Annotated in this window: 16 protein-coding genes and 1 riboswitch; of the genes, 9 read left to right on the forward strand and 7 right to left on the reverse strand. The window is 37.4% G+C overall.

Going from position 1 to position 18,173, the window contains the following annotated elements:
- Nucleotides 1–73: 73 nt before the first annotated feature.
- Nucleotides 74–3,163: an efflux RND transporter permease subunit gene (locus ACIQXI_RS12675; RefSeq protein ID WP_402925226.1), complete on the forward strand. Its 3,090-nt coding sequence runs from the start codon at nt 74–76 to the stop codon at nt 3,161–3,163.
- A gap of 111 nt (nt 3,164–3,274) precedes the next feature.
- Nucleotides 3,275–3,964: a DUF4085 family protein gene (locus ACIQXI_RS12680; protein WP_402925229.1), complete on the forward strand. Its 690-nt coding sequence runs from the start codon at nt 3,275–3,277 to the stop codon at nt 3,962–3,964.
- Nucleotides 3,965–4,113: 149 nt separating this feature from the next.
- Here ACIQXI_RS12680 and ACIQXI_RS12685 read toward each other — a convergent pair whose 3' ends face one another.
- From ACIQXI_RS12685 to ACIQXI_RS12715, 7 genes are all read right to left on the reverse strand, one after another.
- Nucleotides 4,114–4,821 carry an alpha/beta hydrolase gene (locus tag ACIQXI_RS12685; protein ID WP_402925232.1) on the reverse strand — a complete coding sequence of 236 codons (708 nt, stop codon included), beginning with the start codon at nt 4,819–4,821 and terminating at the stop codon, nt 4,114–4,116.
- A complete protein-coding gene (locus ACIQXI_RS12690; RefSeq protein ID WP_402925234.1) occupies nt 4,818–5,324 on the reverse strand; it encodes a GNAT family N-acetyltransferase in 507 nt (168 codons plus the stop codon). The genes ACIQXI_RS12685 and ACIQXI_RS12690 overlap by 4 nt, the downstream gene beginning before the upstream one ends.
- Before the next feature lie 138 nt (nt 5,325–5,462).
- Nucleotides 5,463–6,026: a GNAT family N-acetyltransferase gene (locus ACIQXI_RS12695; RefSeq protein WP_402925237.1), complete on the reverse strand. Its 564-nt coding sequence runs from the start codon at nt 6,024–6,026 to the stop codon at nt 5,463–5,465.
- A gap of 166 nt (nt 6,027–6,192) precedes the next feature.
- Complete coding sequence (mprF, locus tag ACIQXI_RS12700; RefSeq protein ID WP_402925240.1) at nt 6,193–8,715, reverse strand: bifunctional lysylphosphatidylglycerol flippase/synthetase MprF; 2,523 nt, start codon at nt 8,713–8,715, stop codon at nt 6,193–6,195.
- Nucleotides 8,716–8,909: 194 nt separating this feature from the next.
- Entirely contained in the window at nt 8,910–9,572 is a 663-nt protein-coding gene (locus ACIQXI_RS12705; RefSeq protein WP_024362220.1) for a potassium channel family protein, read from the reverse strand.
- A 184-nt stretch (nt 9,573–9,756) separates the two neighbouring features.
- The gene (locus tag ACIQXI_RS12710) at nt 9,757–10,209 is read right to left on the reverse strand and encodes a TlpA family protein disulfide reductase (protein ID WP_402925243.1); all 453 of its coding nucleotides are present in this window, start codon (nt 10,207–10,209) and stop codon (nt 9,757–9,759) included.
- Between the two features lie 189 nt (nt 10,210–10,398).
- A complete protein-coding gene (locus ACIQXI_RS12715; RefSeq protein ID WP_402925245.1) occupies nt 10,399–10,941 on the reverse strand; it encodes a peroxiredoxin in 543 nt (180 codons plus the stop codon).
- Nucleotides 10,942–11,342: 401 nt separating this feature from the next.
- Between ACIQXI_RS12715 and ACIQXI_RS12720 the strand changes: the two genes are divergently transcribed.
- The 7 genes from ACIQXI_RS12720 to thiW all read left to right on the forward strand — a co-directional run bounded on the left by ACIQXI_RS12720 (nt 11,343) and on the right by thiW (nt 18,173).
- On the forward strand, nt 11,343–11,885 hold the full coding sequence (locus ACIQXI_RS12720; RefSeq protein ID WP_024362223.1) for a helix-turn-helix domain-containing protein: 543 nt from the start codon (nt 11,343–11,345) through the stop codon (nt 11,883–11,885).
- Between the two features lie 17 nt (nt 11,886–11,902).
- On the forward strand, nt 11,903–13,009 hold the full coding sequence (locus tag ACIQXI_RS12725) for an ABC transporter ATP-binding protein (protein WP_402925248.1): 1,107 nt from the start codon (nt 11,903–11,905) through the stop codon (nt 13,007–13,009).
- The gene (locus ACIQXI_RS12730; RefSeq protein WP_402925251.1) at nt 12,999–13,808 is read left to right on the forward strand and encodes an ABC transporter permease; all 810 of its coding nucleotides are present in this window, start codon (nt 12,999–13,001) and stop codon (nt 13,806–13,808) included. The genes ACIQXI_RS12725 and ACIQXI_RS12730 overlap by 11 nt, the downstream gene beginning before the upstream one ends.
- Entirely contained in the window at nt 13,805–14,602 is a 798-nt protein-coding gene (locus ACIQXI_RS12735) for an ABC transporter permease (RefSeq protein ID WP_402925253.1), read from the forward strand. The genes ACIQXI_RS12730 and ACIQXI_RS12735 overlap by 4 nt, the downstream gene beginning before the upstream one ends.
- Nucleotides 14,599–15,672, forward strand: coding sequence for an ABC transporter substrate-binding protein (locus ACIQXI_RS12740; RefSeq protein WP_402925256.1), 1,074 nt, complete (start codon nt 14,599–14,601; stop codon nt 15,670–15,672). The genes ACIQXI_RS12735 and ACIQXI_RS12740 overlap by 4 nt, the downstream gene beginning before the upstream one ends.
- Before the next feature lie 300 nt (nt 15,673–15,972).
- A complete protein-coding gene (locus tag ACIQXI_RS12745; protein ID WP_402925258.1) occupies nt 15,973–17,163 on the forward strand; it encodes an MFS transporter in 1,191 nt (396 codons plus the stop codon).
- 181 nt (nt 17,164–17,344) lie between these two features.
- A riboswitch (TPP riboswitch) is annotated at nt 17,345–17,452 on the forward strand.
- Nucleotides 17,453–17,669: 217 nt separating this feature from the next.
- On the forward strand, nt 17,670–18,173 hold the full coding sequence (gene thiW / locus ACIQXI_RS12750; protein ID WP_402925261.1) for an energy coupling factor transporter S component ThiW: 504 nt from the start codon (nt 17,670–17,672) through the stop codon (nt 18,171–18,173).

The raw sequence follows: 18,173 nt of genomic DNA on the forward strand, positions 1-18,173 counted from the left end.
CATTGACAATTGACCGATTAGTCATTATTATAAATAATTGAATCTAGTAAGTCAATAAAGGGTAGGTGTGAAGGTGAAAGGTTTAGTTAATTTTGTATTGAAAAACAAATTGGCAGTGTGGTTATTAACAATTATCATCACTGTCTCAGGTATTTATTCAGGTACAAGAATGAAAATGGAATCAATCCCTGATATATCGATTCCATACTTAATCGTTATGGGCGTTTATCCAGGTGCCACGCCTGAACAAGTTATGAACGAATTGTCCATTCCATTTGAAAAATCAATTGAAAGTTTAGAAGATGTAAAGGCAGTTTATTCTACTTCTTCATCCAACATTGCACAAGTTCAAGTCGAATATGACTACGGCATTGATATGGATGAGAAAAAACGGCAATTAGAGTCAGCTTTAGATAATGTAAAACTCCCTGAAGGTGCTCAAGAACCAACAATCATGGCTATTAGTATGAACATGATGCCGGTTGTCGCACTATCAGTAAGTAGTTCTAAGGAAGATATCGTCGAGCTGACATCAACTGTAGAAGATTTATTACTTCCTAAAATCGAAAAAATTGACGGTGTAGCCTCAGCAACGATTACCGGCCAACACATTGAACAAGTTTCGTTTAAGTATGACGAAGCTAAAATGGCTGAGCTTGGTTTAACTGAAGATGCTGTTAAGCAAATGATCCAAGCAAGTGACATGTCGTTATCACTTGGTTTATATCAATTTACAGTTGGCGAACAAGCGGTTTCCGTCGATGGTAAAGTGAAATCTGTTGATGAATTAAAAGACTTATTAATACCGGTCACACCTTCAGCAACACAACCTTCACCTTTCGTTCGCTTAGGTGATATTGCAACGATCGAAGTGGAAGGTAAAGTACAGTCCGTTTCACGCACAAATGGTAAAGATGCCATTGCAATTCAAATTGTCAAAGGTCAAGATGCCAATACAGTTACTGTCGTTAATGCAGTAAAAGACCTTATTAAAGATGAAGAAAAACGAATTGACGGCTTAAAAGTGGATATCTCACTTGACCAAGGTGCGCCAATTGAAGATTCTGTCTTCACAATGATTGAAAAAGCAGTATTTGGTGGCGCAATCGCTGTATTAATTATTTTACTATTCTTACGCGATTTTAAATCGACAATTATTTCAATTATCTCTATTCCAGTGTCTGTTTTCATGGCATTACTATTATTAAACTGGATGGATATTACATTAAATATTATGACACTTGGTGCCATCACCGTCGCCATTGGGCGTGTTATCGATGACTCCATCGTTGTAGTAGAAAATATTTATCGACGTATCCATTTGAAACAAGAAAAACTAACAGGTCGCGCCCTTATTCGTGAAGCGACAATTGAAATGTTTAAACCAATTTTATCTTCTACGTTAGTGACAGTAGCAGTATTTGCCCCACTTATTTTCGTAGGCGGTATGGTTGGCGAATTATTTATGCCATTCGCATTAACAATGACATTTGCATTAGGTGCATCATTATTAGTAGCGATTACCATTGTACCAGCTTTATCTCATTTCTTATTCCGTAAAAAAATCTATGGAGAGAAAAAAGAAAGCCAACATCAGGAAGTTGGTAAACTAGCTACTTGGTACAGAGGCGTATTAGAAAAAGCGTTAAATCATAAAATTATTACTTCTACTATTGCCATTTTAATGCTTGTCGGTTCACTTGCTTTAACACCATTAATCGGCTTTAGCTTTATGGGCTCACAAGAAGAAAAGGTTATGTATTTAACATATACACCTGGTACTGGTGAGTTAAATAGTGAAACCGAAGCAAATGTTGCAAAAGTAGAGCAAGAATTAATGAAACGTAAAGATGTTGATATTTTACAAGTTTCCATTACAGATGCAACAAACGCTGATCCATCAGCAATGATGATGGGTGGCGGAGCTGGTGGTGCATTAATGTACCTCATCTTTGACCCAGATATGGAAGATTTCCCTGCAGCACGTGAAGAAGTGGAAGACTATGTATTTAACCTAGAGCAATCAGGGGAATGGAAAAGCCAAAACTTCTCATCAATGTCTATGTCTTCGAATGAAGTTAGCTACACATTATACAGTGAAAACTTAGATAATCTACGTAGCGCAGTAAAAGACGTTGAAGGAGCATTAAAAGATGTGAAGGGCTTAGAGGATGTTAAGTCTGATTATGAAGACCCTTATGTAGAACATGTTTTAAAAGTTGAACAAAAAAATGTTTTACAATATGGTTTAACAACTGCTCAAATTGTGATGGCGTTAAATTCAACAGCCTCACAAGAAGTGTTAACAACTGTTGAACGAGATGGCAAAGACATTAATGTAATTGTTCAACGTGATGCTAAAACAGCAGCCTTGTCCATCGATGATGTTTTAAACACTGAAATACAAACAGCTTTAGGCACTACCATGACAATCGGTGAATTAGTCGATGTTGATGAAGGTACAACGCTGAATTCATTGTCACGCTCAAAAGGTGAATACTTCGCAACGGTATCCGCTTCAATTATTGGCGATGATATTTCAAAAGCAACGTCTGCCGCTGATAAAAAAATCGATAAATTAGACTTACCTAAAGGTGTGACAACAGGCGTATCCGGCGTCGCAGCAGATATGCAAGAAACATTCACACAACTGGGCGTTGCGATGTTAGCAGCTATTGCCATTGTTTACTTCATTCTTGTTGTAACATTTGGTGAAGGTTTAGCACCATTTGCAATTCTCTTCTCATTACCGTTTGCTGTTATCGGTGCTTTTGTAGGTTTATATGTAACGAATCAAACAATTTCTGTATCCGTTATGATGGGTCTATTAATGTTAATTGGTATCGTCGTAACCAATGCCATTGTACTTGTCGACCGCATTATTCATATGGAGCGCGATGGACTTGGTATGCGTGAAGCCATTTTAGAAGCAGGTGCTACACGTTTACGTCCAATTTTAATGACGGCAATTGCAACGATTGGTGCAATGATTCCAATGGCACTAGGCAATGGCGGTAGCGGATTAATTTCCAAAGACCTTGCCATTACCGTAATCGGTGGTTTATTATCTTCAACATTATTAACATTAGTAGTCGTACCAATTGTCTATGAAATGCTATCAAAAATGTTAAAGAAAAACCGTAAAGATATTGAAGAAAACTAAATTCTAGTACAAAACTAAAGAGGGCACCCCGCAATGGAGTGCCCTCTTTTTTGGACGTAAAATTGTGTGAGAATTGTTTGAGTGCCTGGCACTTTGAAATGGAGGGCAATGATGAAATATTACACGAAAGAACTATATAATGAAATGCAGATATACGGATTTTTAGTATTCCCTGAATCAAAGGAGCAATGGGAGGAGCTTGTACAATCGTATTATGATATGGATATTAACTATATAGAGAGACTACAAAAAGAATTAGCGTATCGAAAAAACGACTTATTAAAGTTCCTTCCTGCATCACTCCACTCTGAAATTCGTAACGGAACATTTATGACAGAGTATCCTTCACAAGATCAAAAGGACATTATAGAGCACTGGCGCAGTCATTTTGAACATAAGTTAGAAACGATACGAAAAGAATGTAAGGAAAATTACGGATTAATTAAACATGTACTTCCAGTAAATGCTGTGCGATTATACGAGGAAGTTTATACGCATGATGCAACGGTGCTTGCTGTTGACTTCAGCCAGGAAAGACAGGAATGTATATTATTATTAAATACTATTGATGGCAATGGACAAACCGTTGATATTCAATTAACATTTTCTAGAGTCCACAAAGTAGCGAATATCGAGCATATTATGGATGCATGGTGGATTTACAATGAGGTGTATGCGACCGATAACGGTTTTGAACTGCATGTACTATACCAAGGTCCTTTTGAAATGATGGAAACTTCTATTGAGGCGAAGGATGTATTCATTGAATATCTGCCCTCCTCGATTGATAAAAATAAATAAAGCTTGTTTGGCCTCGTAAACGTTAGATCCACATCTAACTTTACGAGGTGGTTGTTTTTTAACATGCGCTTTGCATTTCTAAGCTTCATTTTTTTGTTCATTATTAGAAATGTTTCACCCTTCAAGTATCGTATGACGAATCCAGCCAGCTACCTCTTGCGGATTGCAGCGGGCTGTCTATCTTGGAATTTCGTTATTTTCTGATGGAATATAGCATCTTGTTGCTGGTCTGCTAACAGCAATAACACTGGTAAAGAAATTTCTTGTTCTAGACAATAATTGTGCCGATTTACAGCTTTCGCTAAATAGTTTAAAGCTTGTTCCATGCTATGATGACGATAAATCGTTCCCTCTTTCACGAAATTCTCAATAAAATAGTCGTATAAATATTGTTGATCGTCAGCACATGCAAGCTTCATGTTCCTTACTTCTTCACGCACAGCTTCTTGTAAATCTTCCAATCTTTCAATAATCGGCAGCTGTATGTCGATATCCACATCAGGCTCATATAGACCATGGAAATAATGCCCACCATCTAATAATGTTAATGACTTCACTGCAGAAGGATAGTTTGTATAAAAATGTTGAATCACCCATGCACCAATTGAATTTCCTACAAAGTGCGATGCTGTCATATTTAAAGCATTCATAACTGCTTTTATTGTCTTATTGTATGACTGAAATGAAAAATCAGCGTCGAGCAAACCATTGTGCCCTGGTAAATCGATTGCCACAATATGGACTTCTGGTAAGGCATGGGCTAATGCAGCATACATTTCTTTCCGCTCGCCAAGCGCAGGAATGGCAATCATGACTTCTTTATGCTGATCGGCATTATATTGTATATAATTTCTCATCTACTATCCCTACCCTTTACATTGCTCAATAATTGATACAGCGCTTGTTCATGACCAAATCTCTGTAACACCTTTATTTTTTGCATCCCTAATTTTTCAAGTATACGGCAGGAAGCAATATTAGCAGTTTGTGTTTCAGCTACTATCTTTGTTAGCTGTATGTCAGTAAATCCATAATGCAGCACTGCCGATAATACTTCAAAAGCATAGCCCTTACCCCAATATTGGGGTAAAAATTGATAACTCAGCTCATAAATTGATTTTTCATGGTATTCATCAATCGATACTAAACCGATAAAGTCTTTGCAGTCCCTTAATGAAATATAAAAATAAGAATTCGGATAAGGTGATTGCAGCATGCTGTCAAAGGAAGAAAAGATGGCACTTTTAGTTGGCACTCCGCCAAGAAAAGTTCTGACATCACGATTACTATATAAAGAATAGAACTCTTCACCATGATGTTGCTTTAAAGGTTCTATTATACAATTTTTAGTAATTATCATAATATACCCCATAATTTTAATTTTCTTTATTATGACAAAGCTAGAATAGGAAATCAAACACAATTTTCCATAAATTTGTTTTAATCGCTAACATTAAAAGACCTCCACCCGATACAAGATCGAATGCAGGTCATAACGTTACTTAATTGGAAGCTCCTTTAAACATACTTTTCTAGCTTCCCACTCTTCTCTTAACAAACCCATCCGTATAGAATCGTAATAGACTCCTTCGTAAAAACGCACTTTGCGAATTTTAGCTTCCAATTGCATCCCTAGTTTTTCACCGACACGAATCATGCGTATATTTCCCGACCATGTTGTAAAGCCTACGCGAACTAGTGGCATTGTTGAAAATAAATGGTCAATCCATAATGTCATAGCTCTTGTTCCAAGCCCTTTCCCCCAGTTAGCAGACTCATGAAAGATGATACCCATTTCTAGCCATTTTGAAGGTTCGTTCTCCCAGTAATAGGAGATAACGCCACAAATAACGCCATTTACCTCAATCGCCCAAAAATCTTTTTGATTGATGTATTGTTGTGCCGTTACCATAAAATCATGGAGTGATTTTGTGCAATGCGGATAATATGGCGCATCCCATTTTTTCCATTCTGGTTGCTCATCTTTATAAATTAGCTCCCATATGCGTTGTAAGTCAGACTCGATAATAGGACGAATAGTTAACTCTTGATCTCTGTACATAAGTAGCCTCTTTTCATTTATCATTTAATTAGTTAGTAAATGATTGAAAAGTGGCATATCCACTATATGCTACTTATCAATCACATTCCGTAGCTTTTTCATATTCATCATTCCTTTCACTATAATTAGGAAAATTATAGCATATTTCCATTTTTAGAATACTCTCTTATTTCCTTTTTCGACCGATTAATAATGTTACTTGCGCCATCGTAAACGGTAAAGACGATTTTTTGCGATAAGCGACATATTTCGGTTCCCAAAAATCCGCATATTTTAATTTAAAATTTTTTAATCCTTTAAAATGATAGAAATGCTGTCCATGTAAAAAGATTTGCGCTGCAATTTTCTCGCTTAAAAAGGAGTATCTCGATTGACCAACATTGGATAATGGCGACATGCCCATATTAAAGACGCGATAACCTTGTTCTTTGGCCCATTGAAACAGTGATAAGAAAATGAAATCCATTGTGCCTGATGGTGCACCAGGTTTAAAACGCATAAGATCGACTGAAATTCTTTCGCCCTTGTCATACATCGGCATAATACTAGCAAAACCAATAACACCCTGTGCTCCACTTAACACAGCAATGTTTGACTTGCTTAAATAGTTTTCATCGAAAAAACCAAGAGAAAATCCTTTTTCCGCTCTTCCTTGCAGCCATTTTCTCGACACTTCCTCAAGTTCCGTCATAACTTCCTGCGAGTATGGCGGACTTAACAATGACACTGTATAATTCTCTCGTTCAAACTTATTTTTTACTGCCCTGCTTCCCTTCATTTCTTTACCGGTAAACGTGAAATTTTCTAAATCTACAAAAGCTTCTTCACCCAGTTTAAAGAAACTATAGCCATGCTCATGTAAAGAAGGGAAAATACTATTGTTAATCTCATAAAAAACAGGTGTATAGCCATGTTTATCTGCTAATTCCAAAAACTCATGTATAGCCGATAAAAAATCACTTTCTTGCCCTACTGGATCGCCTAACACAACGATTTTATCTGCAACGATTTGATAGGCAAATAATACGGTATTTGTTTTATTCCAATAGACAAATTTATCGTGTAGGAAAATTAAATGAGAAAACTCAGTGCCTTTATAGCGCATTAGGTGATTGTAAATTTTCTCTTCCTGCTCACTTGATAAAAGCTTTTGCATTTTTTTAGGACCGCGCGTAAAATAGCCAAAATAAAAAATAACACACGCAATAATGATACCTATAATGGCACTATAAAATAAATCCCGATAATCTGTCAGGATATAGTATTGTAACACCGTCGGAATATGAATTTTTGCAGTCGGTAAGTTGACATAGCCAATCAATAAATACATCGCCGTAATAAAAGTTACTGCCGCTAAATCAAATAGAATGGCGCCCCATGTAAGAACATAACTTTCTCGATAAAACTGTTTTTTCGATGCCATGAGCAACACTGCAACAATGAGTAAAAAAATCGCTTCCTCATAATCAAACCCTTTAATAATTGAAAATAAGGCCGAACTGCTAAGCACGATAATGGCAAGCTGATACGCTTTTTTCACTTTATATTTAATGCCTCGACATAACCCAAGGAGTATAAAAGCTGCTGCAACAGTCAATTGATGAGAGATGTTCATAATTGGTGATGATAAAAATTCCTGCGCTATTTTAAGGCGACTTAAAACGCCTGGCACGGATGCCGAGAGCAATAACACAATACCCGAAATAAATATTAAAATCGTTAATAACATATGGCTAAACTTTTGGAAAATCACATTTGGCAAGTCATCCCACGACCGATTCCAACGTTCCCAATAATCTTTTACAAATAGAAGGACGGATACTAAAAATGGCAGTATAAAGTAACCTAAGCGATATAAAATTAATAAAAATAGCACTTTTTCTTCACCTATACCTACACTTTGCGCCCCCCATAAAAACACGAGGTCAAATGAGCCGACTCCACCAGGAATCATACTGACAATGCCAGCACAGGAAGCAATTAAAAATATAGGAATAAGTGTTGATAACGCAATTGGTATGTGCACAAGAATGGTTAACATCCAAATAACAACAAACACTGCCAGCCATTCAGCAACGGAAGTAAGCATTAACTGAATGGACACTTTCCACGTTAGGGAACTACCTTTTTTATAACGAATTAAATGCATTCCAATAAACACAGGAACATATAAGCTGACAAGAATAACAGCAATTGATAACCATCGCTCTTCTTTAAGTAACGGAAAGTCCCAAAAGAAAACATACATCAGCCATGCCAATAAGGAGATACCTGTTAAATAAAATAACGTAACGCTAGCAATGCTCTTTAATAAACCTTCTCGATCTGTTTTATATTTTGAATAAAAATAATTTCGTAGGAAAACACCAACTAAACCACCGAAGCCAATAAGATTGGAAAATGTATTGACGATAAAGGAATGCTTTAGCAAAGTGCGCTTTTTCATTTTTATTCCTAGTAGTTTCGTTAAAATAACATCGTAAAAAATCATTGGCGTAATCGCGCAAAATGCGATGACAAAGATTAATAACAGTTCCCAAATTTGCAATTGCTTCACTTCATTGCGAAGTACATTTACATCTAACCCACTTAGCGCTTGTTGAATTTCATAAATAGCAATCGCTAATAGTACGATTGGAAATATAATTTTCAATAAACGCAACAATGGTTCTTTCCTCACTTTAAACATGTGCTAAACCTACTCCCCATTAGCTTCTTAAAATATTTGATTGTACCTAAAAAAGGGAAAACGTTGTTTAGTGGTCAACGGCCGCTTTCCCCGTTTTGAGTACAGGAAGTCTCACCCTTCAATCAAATGGTAAAAAAAACAAAAGGCATCATATTAAACTTCTTGATGCCTTTGGCTGAACTTGCCCTTCTTTTTTATTCTTTCATCGCCTTTTTCACAAAACGATTAATATCAACATCTGCACCGATAAGGAGCATAATATCCCCAAGTAAAATTTTGTCACTCGCTTGTGGGGAAACGATAATATCTGATCCTCGCTTTATGCCAACAATGTTAATGCCGTATTTTGCACGGATATCTAAATCCATAATCGAGTACCCTGCAATGGCATCATTCGCTTTTAACTCCATGATAGAGTGCTCATCTGAAAGCTCTAAATAATCGAGCACTGTATTGGACAGCATATTATTGGCAATACGAATACCCATATCACGCTCAGGATGTACAACAAAATCTGCCCCAATTTTTCTTAGCACTTTTTCGTGATAATCATTTTGGGCTTTAACGGTAATTTGCTGAACACCTATTTCTTTTAAAATAATGGTTGTTAAAATACTTGCCTGAATATCTTCGCCAATTGCGACGATAACATGTTCGAAATTACGAATACCTAATGAATTTAATACCGACTCATCTGTTGAATCTGCAATAACAGCCTGTGTGGCTATCGCAGCAAATTCATCTACGCGTTCAGATGAATGGTCAATTGCCATTACTTGCGCCCCTTGGCTCATTAGTTCACGAACAATACTCCCCCCGAAACGTCCAAGTCCAATGACGGCAAACTCTTTTTTCATCATTCAAAATCCCTCCGAAAACTACAATTACTTTATTTTAACTTATTCTTTCACATATGTATCGTCAAAACAGGAGACTATTCGTCATTTTACATATTTTAGTTGCAATCTTTCGACATTCTATTAACTAGTTACTATTAAAAAAGGCGAGGATTTGTTCATCCCCGCCTAACAAATATTAAGATTATGCATTACGCATTTCATCAAGTACTCGATTAACTCGTTTCTCTAGCATTTTCATGCCGCTTCCACCAGCTTGCATATGACGAAGCTGACCATCTTTATCAAACACAAAGTAAGCTGGTACATATTGGTTTTCAAATGCATCCGTTAGCTTCATTTCGCTATCAACAAAAATTGGTTGTGTAATGTCATGCTCTGCTGCAACAGCTTTAATTGTCTCTAAATCAGTATCTGCTTCAGAACGTGGCATATGCACTGCAACTACGTTCAATTCATCTTTATATTGATCACGGAAATTATTTACATCCGGCATTGCCTCTTTACATAAATGACAGCTAACTGACCAGAAATGAATTAAAGTTGGTTTTTCGCCTACTAACTCTGCTTTCGTTACTTCCCCATTTAACCAAGTTGTTGCGCCTGCAAGTTCAGGCATTTGATCACGAAGTTTCATAAAAAAATCCTCCCTTGAAAAAAATATCCCCACAAGCGTATCGTGGGGAACCATTATTTATTTTATGCAACGATCACGCCTTGGCGTAAGTGCCGTGGCATGGAGCTGGATTCAGCATGTGTTCACCACAACTGAATGTTATGCATTGTTCGCTTTATCCTGCATTTTACATGGAGGAATGAAAGCTAATTATAGCGTTGCTTGACCTGGACGCCAGTTTGCTGGGCAAAGACCGCCAGTTTGTAAAGCTTGTAGTACACGTAAAGTTTCATCTACGTCACGGCCAATGTTATTATCAAATACTGTTTGATATTTTAATTCGCCTTCTGGATTAATAATGAATAAACCACGTAGTGCGATACCTTCTTCTTCAATTAAAACGCCATATTCTTTTGAAATCGCATGGTTCGTATCTGCAGCTAATGGGTATTTTAAATCGCCAAGCCCATTTTGCGTACGATCTGTGTTAATCCAAGCTAAGTGTGTGTGGATTGTATCAGTTGATACACCGATTACTTCTGCATCTAAGTCTTCGAACTCGTCATAACGATCGCTCATTGCAGTAATTTCTGTTGGACATACAAAAGTGAAGTCCATTGGGTAGAAGAATAGTACAGTCCATTTGTCTTGTGCTTTAATTTCTTCTAAAGATACTTTACCAAAAGATTTGTCTGGAAGTACTGCTTCCATTGTGAAGTCTGGGGCTTGTTTACCTACCATGCGTTCTGCCATTATAAATCCCTCCGAATATGTAGTTTTATTTTCTATTCGCACATGCGAACCGTCTTCTACGATAGCAAAGAAAGCATAGTTTTTCAACGAAGTTCACTTCGCCTTGCTAATCGTATTAAATACGATGACAAATATTTGTCAAATAACCCAAAAATATTCAATACTACATGTTAGCTATTCCCTACTTTTCGTAAATTTATGCAGGTATAACACAAATTTTTGCACAAAAATTTCAAAGCATTTTTTCTATAAAATTCCTCATTATTTTTTTGTCTAAAACGATTGCAAATATTTTATTATTATGTATAATAGTAATGTTTTTAGTAAACTAAAAGTTTCGTTAAAGTAAACTTCGTTTTCTGAAAGTTTATGATTGCTAAACTTCTTCTAGGAGGGAAAGGATGCAAATTGGAGGAAAAATTAAAGCACTTCGTTTGAAAAAAGGTCTTACCCAAGAAGAGCTTGGAGAACGTACAGATTTAAGTAAAGGCTATATTTCACAACTGGAGCGAGATTTGAATTCGCCTTCTATTGAAACACTTTTTTCATTATTAGAAGTTTTAGGATCGACACCAAAAGAATTTTTCGATGATGACGCCCCGGAACAAAAGGTTGTCTACACTGAGGAAGATCAATCGACCTATACAGATGAAGAAAAAAAATATGAAATTCAATGGCTCATCCCGACATCGAATGAGAAAGAAATGGAGCCCATCTTTTTGACACTAGCGGCTGATGGTGAATTTAAACAGTTTGAACCATCGCTGTCTGAAACGTTTATTTATATTGTCAAAGGGCGTATTCGTCTCGTTTTAGGGAATGAACAATATATAGCTAGTGAAGGCAATGCGCTCTACTTTGACGCAGCCGATCATCATCAAATTTTTAATGCACATGACGACGAGACGAAAATTTTACTCGTCGCAACAGATTCTTATTTATAGCTTAAGGAGGCGCTTCAATGACAACAAATTCAATTATTCGCTTTGAAAATGTATCAAAATCATATAGTGACGGTACTGTCGTCCTAAAAAATATTAACTTAGAACTTGAAAAAGGAAAGTTCTATACGTTACTTGGTCCATCTGGTTGCGGTAAAACAACCATTTTACGTATTATTGCTGGTTTTACAGAACCAACAACAGGAGATGTGTTTTTCCACGATAAGAAAATTAATGCCGTGCCAGCCAATCAACGCCAAGTAAACACAGTATTTCAGGATTATGCGTTATTCCCACATTTAAATGTTTTTGAAAACGTGGCATTCGGACTACGCATTAAGAAACTACCTGAAAGCAACATTAAAGAACGTGTCGGAGAAGCGCTTAAATTTGTTAACTTAGCAGGCTATGGCAATCGAGAAATTTCTGAAATGTCAGGTGGTCAGCGTCAACGAGTAGCCATCGCTCGTGCCATTGTCAATGACCCAGAAGTTATTTTACTGGATGAGCCCCTTTCGGCTTTAGATTTAAAACTTCGTACAGAAATGCAGTATGAACTACGTGAATTACAGCAACGACTTGGTAAAACGTTTGTCTTTGTCACGCACGACCAAGAAGAAGCGCTTGCCATGAGTGATGAAATATTTGTCCTAAGTGAAGGTCAAATTCAGCAATCAGGCACACCGGTTGATATTTATGATGAACCAATTAACCGTTTTGTTGCCGACTTTATCGGTGAATCAAATATTGTGAATGGTGTCATGATAAAAGATTTTACTGTTGAATTTGCTGGGAAAGTGTTTGAATGCGTTGACCAAGGAATGAAACCAAATGAAAAAATTGATATTGTCATTCGTCCTGAGGATTTAGAAATTACTACTGTCGACAAAGGGAAATTAGTTGTCAAAGTAGATACGCAATTATTCCGCGGGGTACATTATGAGCTATCCACATACGATAAAGACGGTAATGAATGGCTTGTCCACTCATTGAAAAAAGCTGAAGTAGGGACAGAAATAGGTTTAGACTTTGATCCAGAAGCGATTCATGTTATGCGCTTAAATGAAACTGAGGAAGAGTTCGATAAACGTCTAGAATCCTATGGAGATGACGAAGATGCAAACTAAAACGTCGAAATCAGCGTTATTTCCATACGTTTTATGGATTGCACTTTTCGTTATTGCGCCAATTGCTCTTGTTGTTTACTATTCCCTACTCGATTTACATGGCAATTTTACGCTCAATAACTATAAAGCATTTTTCTCTTCTGTCTATTTAAAAATGACCCTTAGCTCGTTTTGGTATGCGTTTTTAATTACATTCTTTACACTGCTGATTTCCTATCCAACAGCTTATTTTTTAACAAAGACAAAACATAAGCAGTTGTGGCTATTGCTTATTATTATCCCGTCGTGGATTAATTTATTGTTAAAAACATATGCGTTTATTGGTATTTTCGGTTTATATGGTCCGATTAACGCAGCAATTGAAGTATTCGGCTTTAACCCGAAACAAATGCTATTTACAGATATTAGCTTTGTCTTCGTATCCGTTTATATTTTTATACCATTTATGATTTTACCGATTTTCAACTCATTGGATCGCCTAAATCCAACGCTTGTCTATGCTGCACGTGACTTAGGTGCCTCTGCTTTTACAACATTCCGTCGCGTTGTGTTACCACTAACGATGGATGGCGTAAAGTCAGGTATTCAAGTAGTCTTTATTCCTGCGCTATCATTATTTATGATTACGCGCTTAATTGCAGGAAACCGTGTTATTACACTCGGTACAGCGATTGAACAGCAATTCCTTGTAACGCAAAACTGGGGTATGGGCTCTACCATTGCAGTATTTTTAATTTTATTCATGGTAATCATTATGCTTATTACAGGTCAACGAGATAAAGGAGGTCGCGTACGATGAGCAAACTGTCAACATCTGCAAAAGTGTATTTAGCGATCGTTTTTATCGTCCTGTATGCACCTATTTTTTACTTAGTCTTTTACTCATTCAACAGTGGCGATTCCATGACGAACTTCCAATCCTTTACACTGGATCACTACAAAGCTGTTTTTGAGGATTCAAGGCTAATCGTGATTTTAATTAATACGGTTATCGTGGCATTGCTTTCTGCCCTCATCTCCACAATTATTGGTACATTAGGGGCAATCGGTATTGTCACAGTAAAAGATTCGAAAATGCGCAATACATTACTTTCTTTAAATAATGTATTAATCGTTAGCCCAGATGTTATTATCGGTGCCAGCTTTTTAATTTTATTTACAATGGTAGGCATTAAATTAGGCTTTACTTCCGTCCTATTAGCCCATGTGGCATTTAGTGTTCCGATTGTAGTGCTTATGGTATTACCGAAATTGTTAGAAATGAATAAGTCGTTAATTGATGCAGCATTAGATCTTGGCGCAACGAAAAAAGATGTTATGATGCGCGTTATTTTACCTTATATTCAGCCTGGTATTTTTGCAGGATTCTTCCTCGCTTTAACGTATTCATTGGATGACTTTGCTGTAACATTTTTCGTAACAGGAAATGGTTTTAGTACATTATCCGTTGAAATTTACTCAATGGCACGTGCCGGCATTTCCTTAACGGTTAACGCTATTTCTGGTTTAGTATTCTTCGTGACAATATTAGTTGTAGTCGGCTACTACTTCTTCACAAGTCGTACAAGTAAAAGAACGGAGGGACCACAATGAAGTCATTAATTCAAGCTGCTATTGCCATTCTTGTCGTCTCTGCCCTGTTAGTGTACGCGGCTGATGCAATGAGTGCTAACGGTGGTAAAAGTGGTAAAGATACTTTAACTATTTTTAACTGGGGAGAATATATTGACCCTGATTTGCTAAAGCAATTTGAAAAAGAAACAGGTATTCATGTCATTTACGAAACATTTGACTCTAATGAAGCCATGATGACGAAAATTAAACAAGGTGGTACGGCTTACGATATTGCAGTACCTTCTGAGTACATGATCGAAAAAATGAAGGAAGAACATTTACTACTTCCATTAGATAAAACAAAAATTCCTAATTTAAAAAATATCGACCCTTATTTTTTAGATTTGCCATTTGATGATAACAATGAATACTCTGTTCCGTATTTCTGGGGTACAGTTGGTATTGTTTATAATCCAGATTTAGTCGGTAACTTAGATTTCTCTTCATGGGAAGATTTGTGGGACCCTTCGTTAAAACGGAAAGTGTTTTTAGTAGACGGTGCCCGTGAAGTTATCGGCATGGGCTTGAACAGTCTTGGACACTCGCTTAACTCGTTAGATAACCAAGAGCTACGTCAAGCTACAGACAAACTGATTACACTTGCACCAAACGTCAAAGCGATTATCGGTGATGAAATTACACCGTTAATGATTAATAACGAGGCGGCTGTTGCACTTACTTGGTCTGGTCAAGCAGCTGATATGTTATTTGAAAATGAAGATTTAGATTTTGCTGTTCCTGAAGAAGGTTCCAACTTATGGTTCGATAACATGGTCATCCCGAAAACTTCGAAAAATATCGATGGCGCACATGCCTTCATTAATTTTATGTTGAAGGCAGAATCTGGTGCTCAAAATGCTGATTATGTCGGCTATTCTACACCAAATCTTGCTGCTATGAGTTTAATGGATAAAGAAGTCGTAACAGATGAACGCTTCTATCCTTCTGAGGAACAACGTAAAACATTAGAAGTTTATAAAAATTTAGGGCCTGATTACTTGGGCAAATATAATGAATTATTTTTAGAATTTAAAATGAGCATTCGATAATACTAAAGAGGAAAAGTGTTAGATTGACTACAATCAATCTAACACTTTTTTGGTGGCTGTTGTTGTCCCCTATCGGCAGTTAGTGTCGATTCATTGGTATTTAGTGGCGGTTCTCACTTTCTTTGTGGCGATTCATAGATGTTTTGTGGCGATACACGATTTTTAGTGGCGATTTCCTTTATCTTTCCGCCCTTGTATCGTTAACCATGCCATCCATCTACGACTATAATCTGATAGCCAAGCAATATTTCTTTATGATAGACTGTAGTAATGTTTCTATAGAAAAAAGGGGGGTAATTGATGACCCAGCAGAAGTCTAACAAGGCGGCTTTATATATATTAATGTTTAATATGTTTATCGCAATGGGTAGTATCGGCATTATTATTCCTGTTATGCCGCAATATTTACATATATTTGGTGCAGCAGGACAAGTACTAGGTATGCTCATTGCAACGTTCGCCTTTGCACAATTTATATTTTCTCCTATTGCTGGGAATCTGTCAGATCGATATGGTCGAAAAAATTTGATTATTTTTGGTCTGATTGTAACTGGTATTGGGCAAATTTCTTTTGGGCTTTCCACAGATGTATGGATGCTCTTTGTTGCTCGTTTCTTAGGAGGCTTAGGTTCTGCCTTTGTAGCACCTCCTATTATGGCATTTGTAGCAGATATCACAACTTATGAAGAACGCGGAAAAGGTATGGGCATGTTAGGGGCCGCCATGTCTCTTGGTTTTATGATTGGACCAGGTATCGGTGGATTCCTCTCTAAAGTTAGTTTGCATTTCCCATTCTTTATGGCTGGAGCAGCAGCTATTATTGCCTCTATCCTTTCGGTGTTGTTATTACCTTCTACAAAACCAACTGCAGCTCAAAAAGCTCAAAAGCAAGACAATCTTGTAAAGCAGATGGCACGCTCTGTTAAAATGCCATATTTTGTAATGTTAATAATAATGCTTGTATTCTCGTTCGGAATCGCCAATTTCCAAACGACATTATCCTTATTTGTCACAGACAAATTTAATTACAAACCTGCAGATATTGCAATCATCTTAACTGTAGGTGGCGCATTCGGTGTCATTGTGCAAATGTTTGTTATTACACCGCTCTTTAAGCGCTTTGGGGAAATGAAAGTTGTGCTAGTCAATTTATTTATTGCTGCTGTAGCCATTTTCTTAATATTATTTGTTTCTGGCTTCGCACTTATTTTAGTGGTCGCAACGATTTTCTCAACGGCAACTACGTTAATTCGTCCAGCCGTTAACACACTGATTTCTAAGCTTGCTGGCAGTGAGCAAGGTTATGCCGCTGGTCTTACCAATGCTTATATGAGTCTTGGAAATATGATTGGCCCTGCACTTGCGGGTCTTTTATTCGACTGGAATATAAATAGTCCTTATATTTTCGGGTCAATTATTTTAATGACTTGCTTCCTATTAGCGCTCATTTGGACAATTAAAAAGGCTCCACAACTTATGCAGCCTGAGTGATTTTTGTCCAAAGTGTTTATTGACAAATATTTAGGTTGATTGGAGTGGAGGGTGGCGACTCCTGCGGGATCAGCACAAAACGTAAGACACGGCAAACCGCGCGTTAGCCAGGGTTGCGCCTTATGTTGTGCCCGCGGAAAGCGTCCGCTCGCAGCGGAAATCAATGAAAAATTAAATCATGTTTTACCACTAGGGGAGTCTTTACAAGGCTGAGACGTATATGTTCATATACGGACCCTTTGAACCTGATCTAGTTCACACTAGCGGAGGGAAGTGGCGACACTTGCTTTCGTTTTAAAAATGCAAGGCCGCTTCCTTTCGTTATAAGGAAGCGGCTTTTTTTATTCATTAGGCAGTGCTATCAGCGATTTCGCAAGGTCTAGCGGCGATTTGTGCGGTTTTATCGGCGATTGCGGGCATGCTATCGGCGATTTCTCGCATTTCACCGGCGATTCACTGACTTCTATCGGCGATTAACGCAAAAAAACTTAAGGGAGTAATTGATCATGTCTATTCGAAAACTAACGACGATGGCTTTACTAGTAGCGATTGCTGTCACAGGCTCTACTTTTATTTCCATTCCAACAGGTATTGCTCGTGCTTACCCTGTACAGCATGCCATCAACGTCATCAGTGCCATTCTACTCGGTCCAGTGCCAACGATTATCGTTGCTTTCATGACAGCCATTATTCGAATACTAACCGGCACGGGCTCTCTTTTAGCAATTCCCGGAAGTGTCATTGGTGCAGCATGTGCGGCGTTAGCCTATCAATATAGCTGCAGCAAATGGCTTGCAGGTGCAGGTGAAGTTTTCGGCACAGGTATTCTGGCCTCACTTGTCGCTGTCCCTTATGCGCAATTATTAATGGGAACATCTGTAGGAGCCTTATTTTTTATGCCAGCCTTTGTCACATCCAGCCTTATCGGGGCCATTCTCGGGATTATCGTTGCTAACAGTCTAAGAACAAGCGCCAAGTACATTACATTGACAGAACAAAAAAAACGATAG

Source organism: Lysinibacillus sp. NPDC097195, from assembly GCF_044762075.1.
In the GTDB taxonomy this organism is placed as follows: Bacteria; Bacillota; Bacilli; order Bacillales_A; family Planococcaceae; genus Lysinibacillus.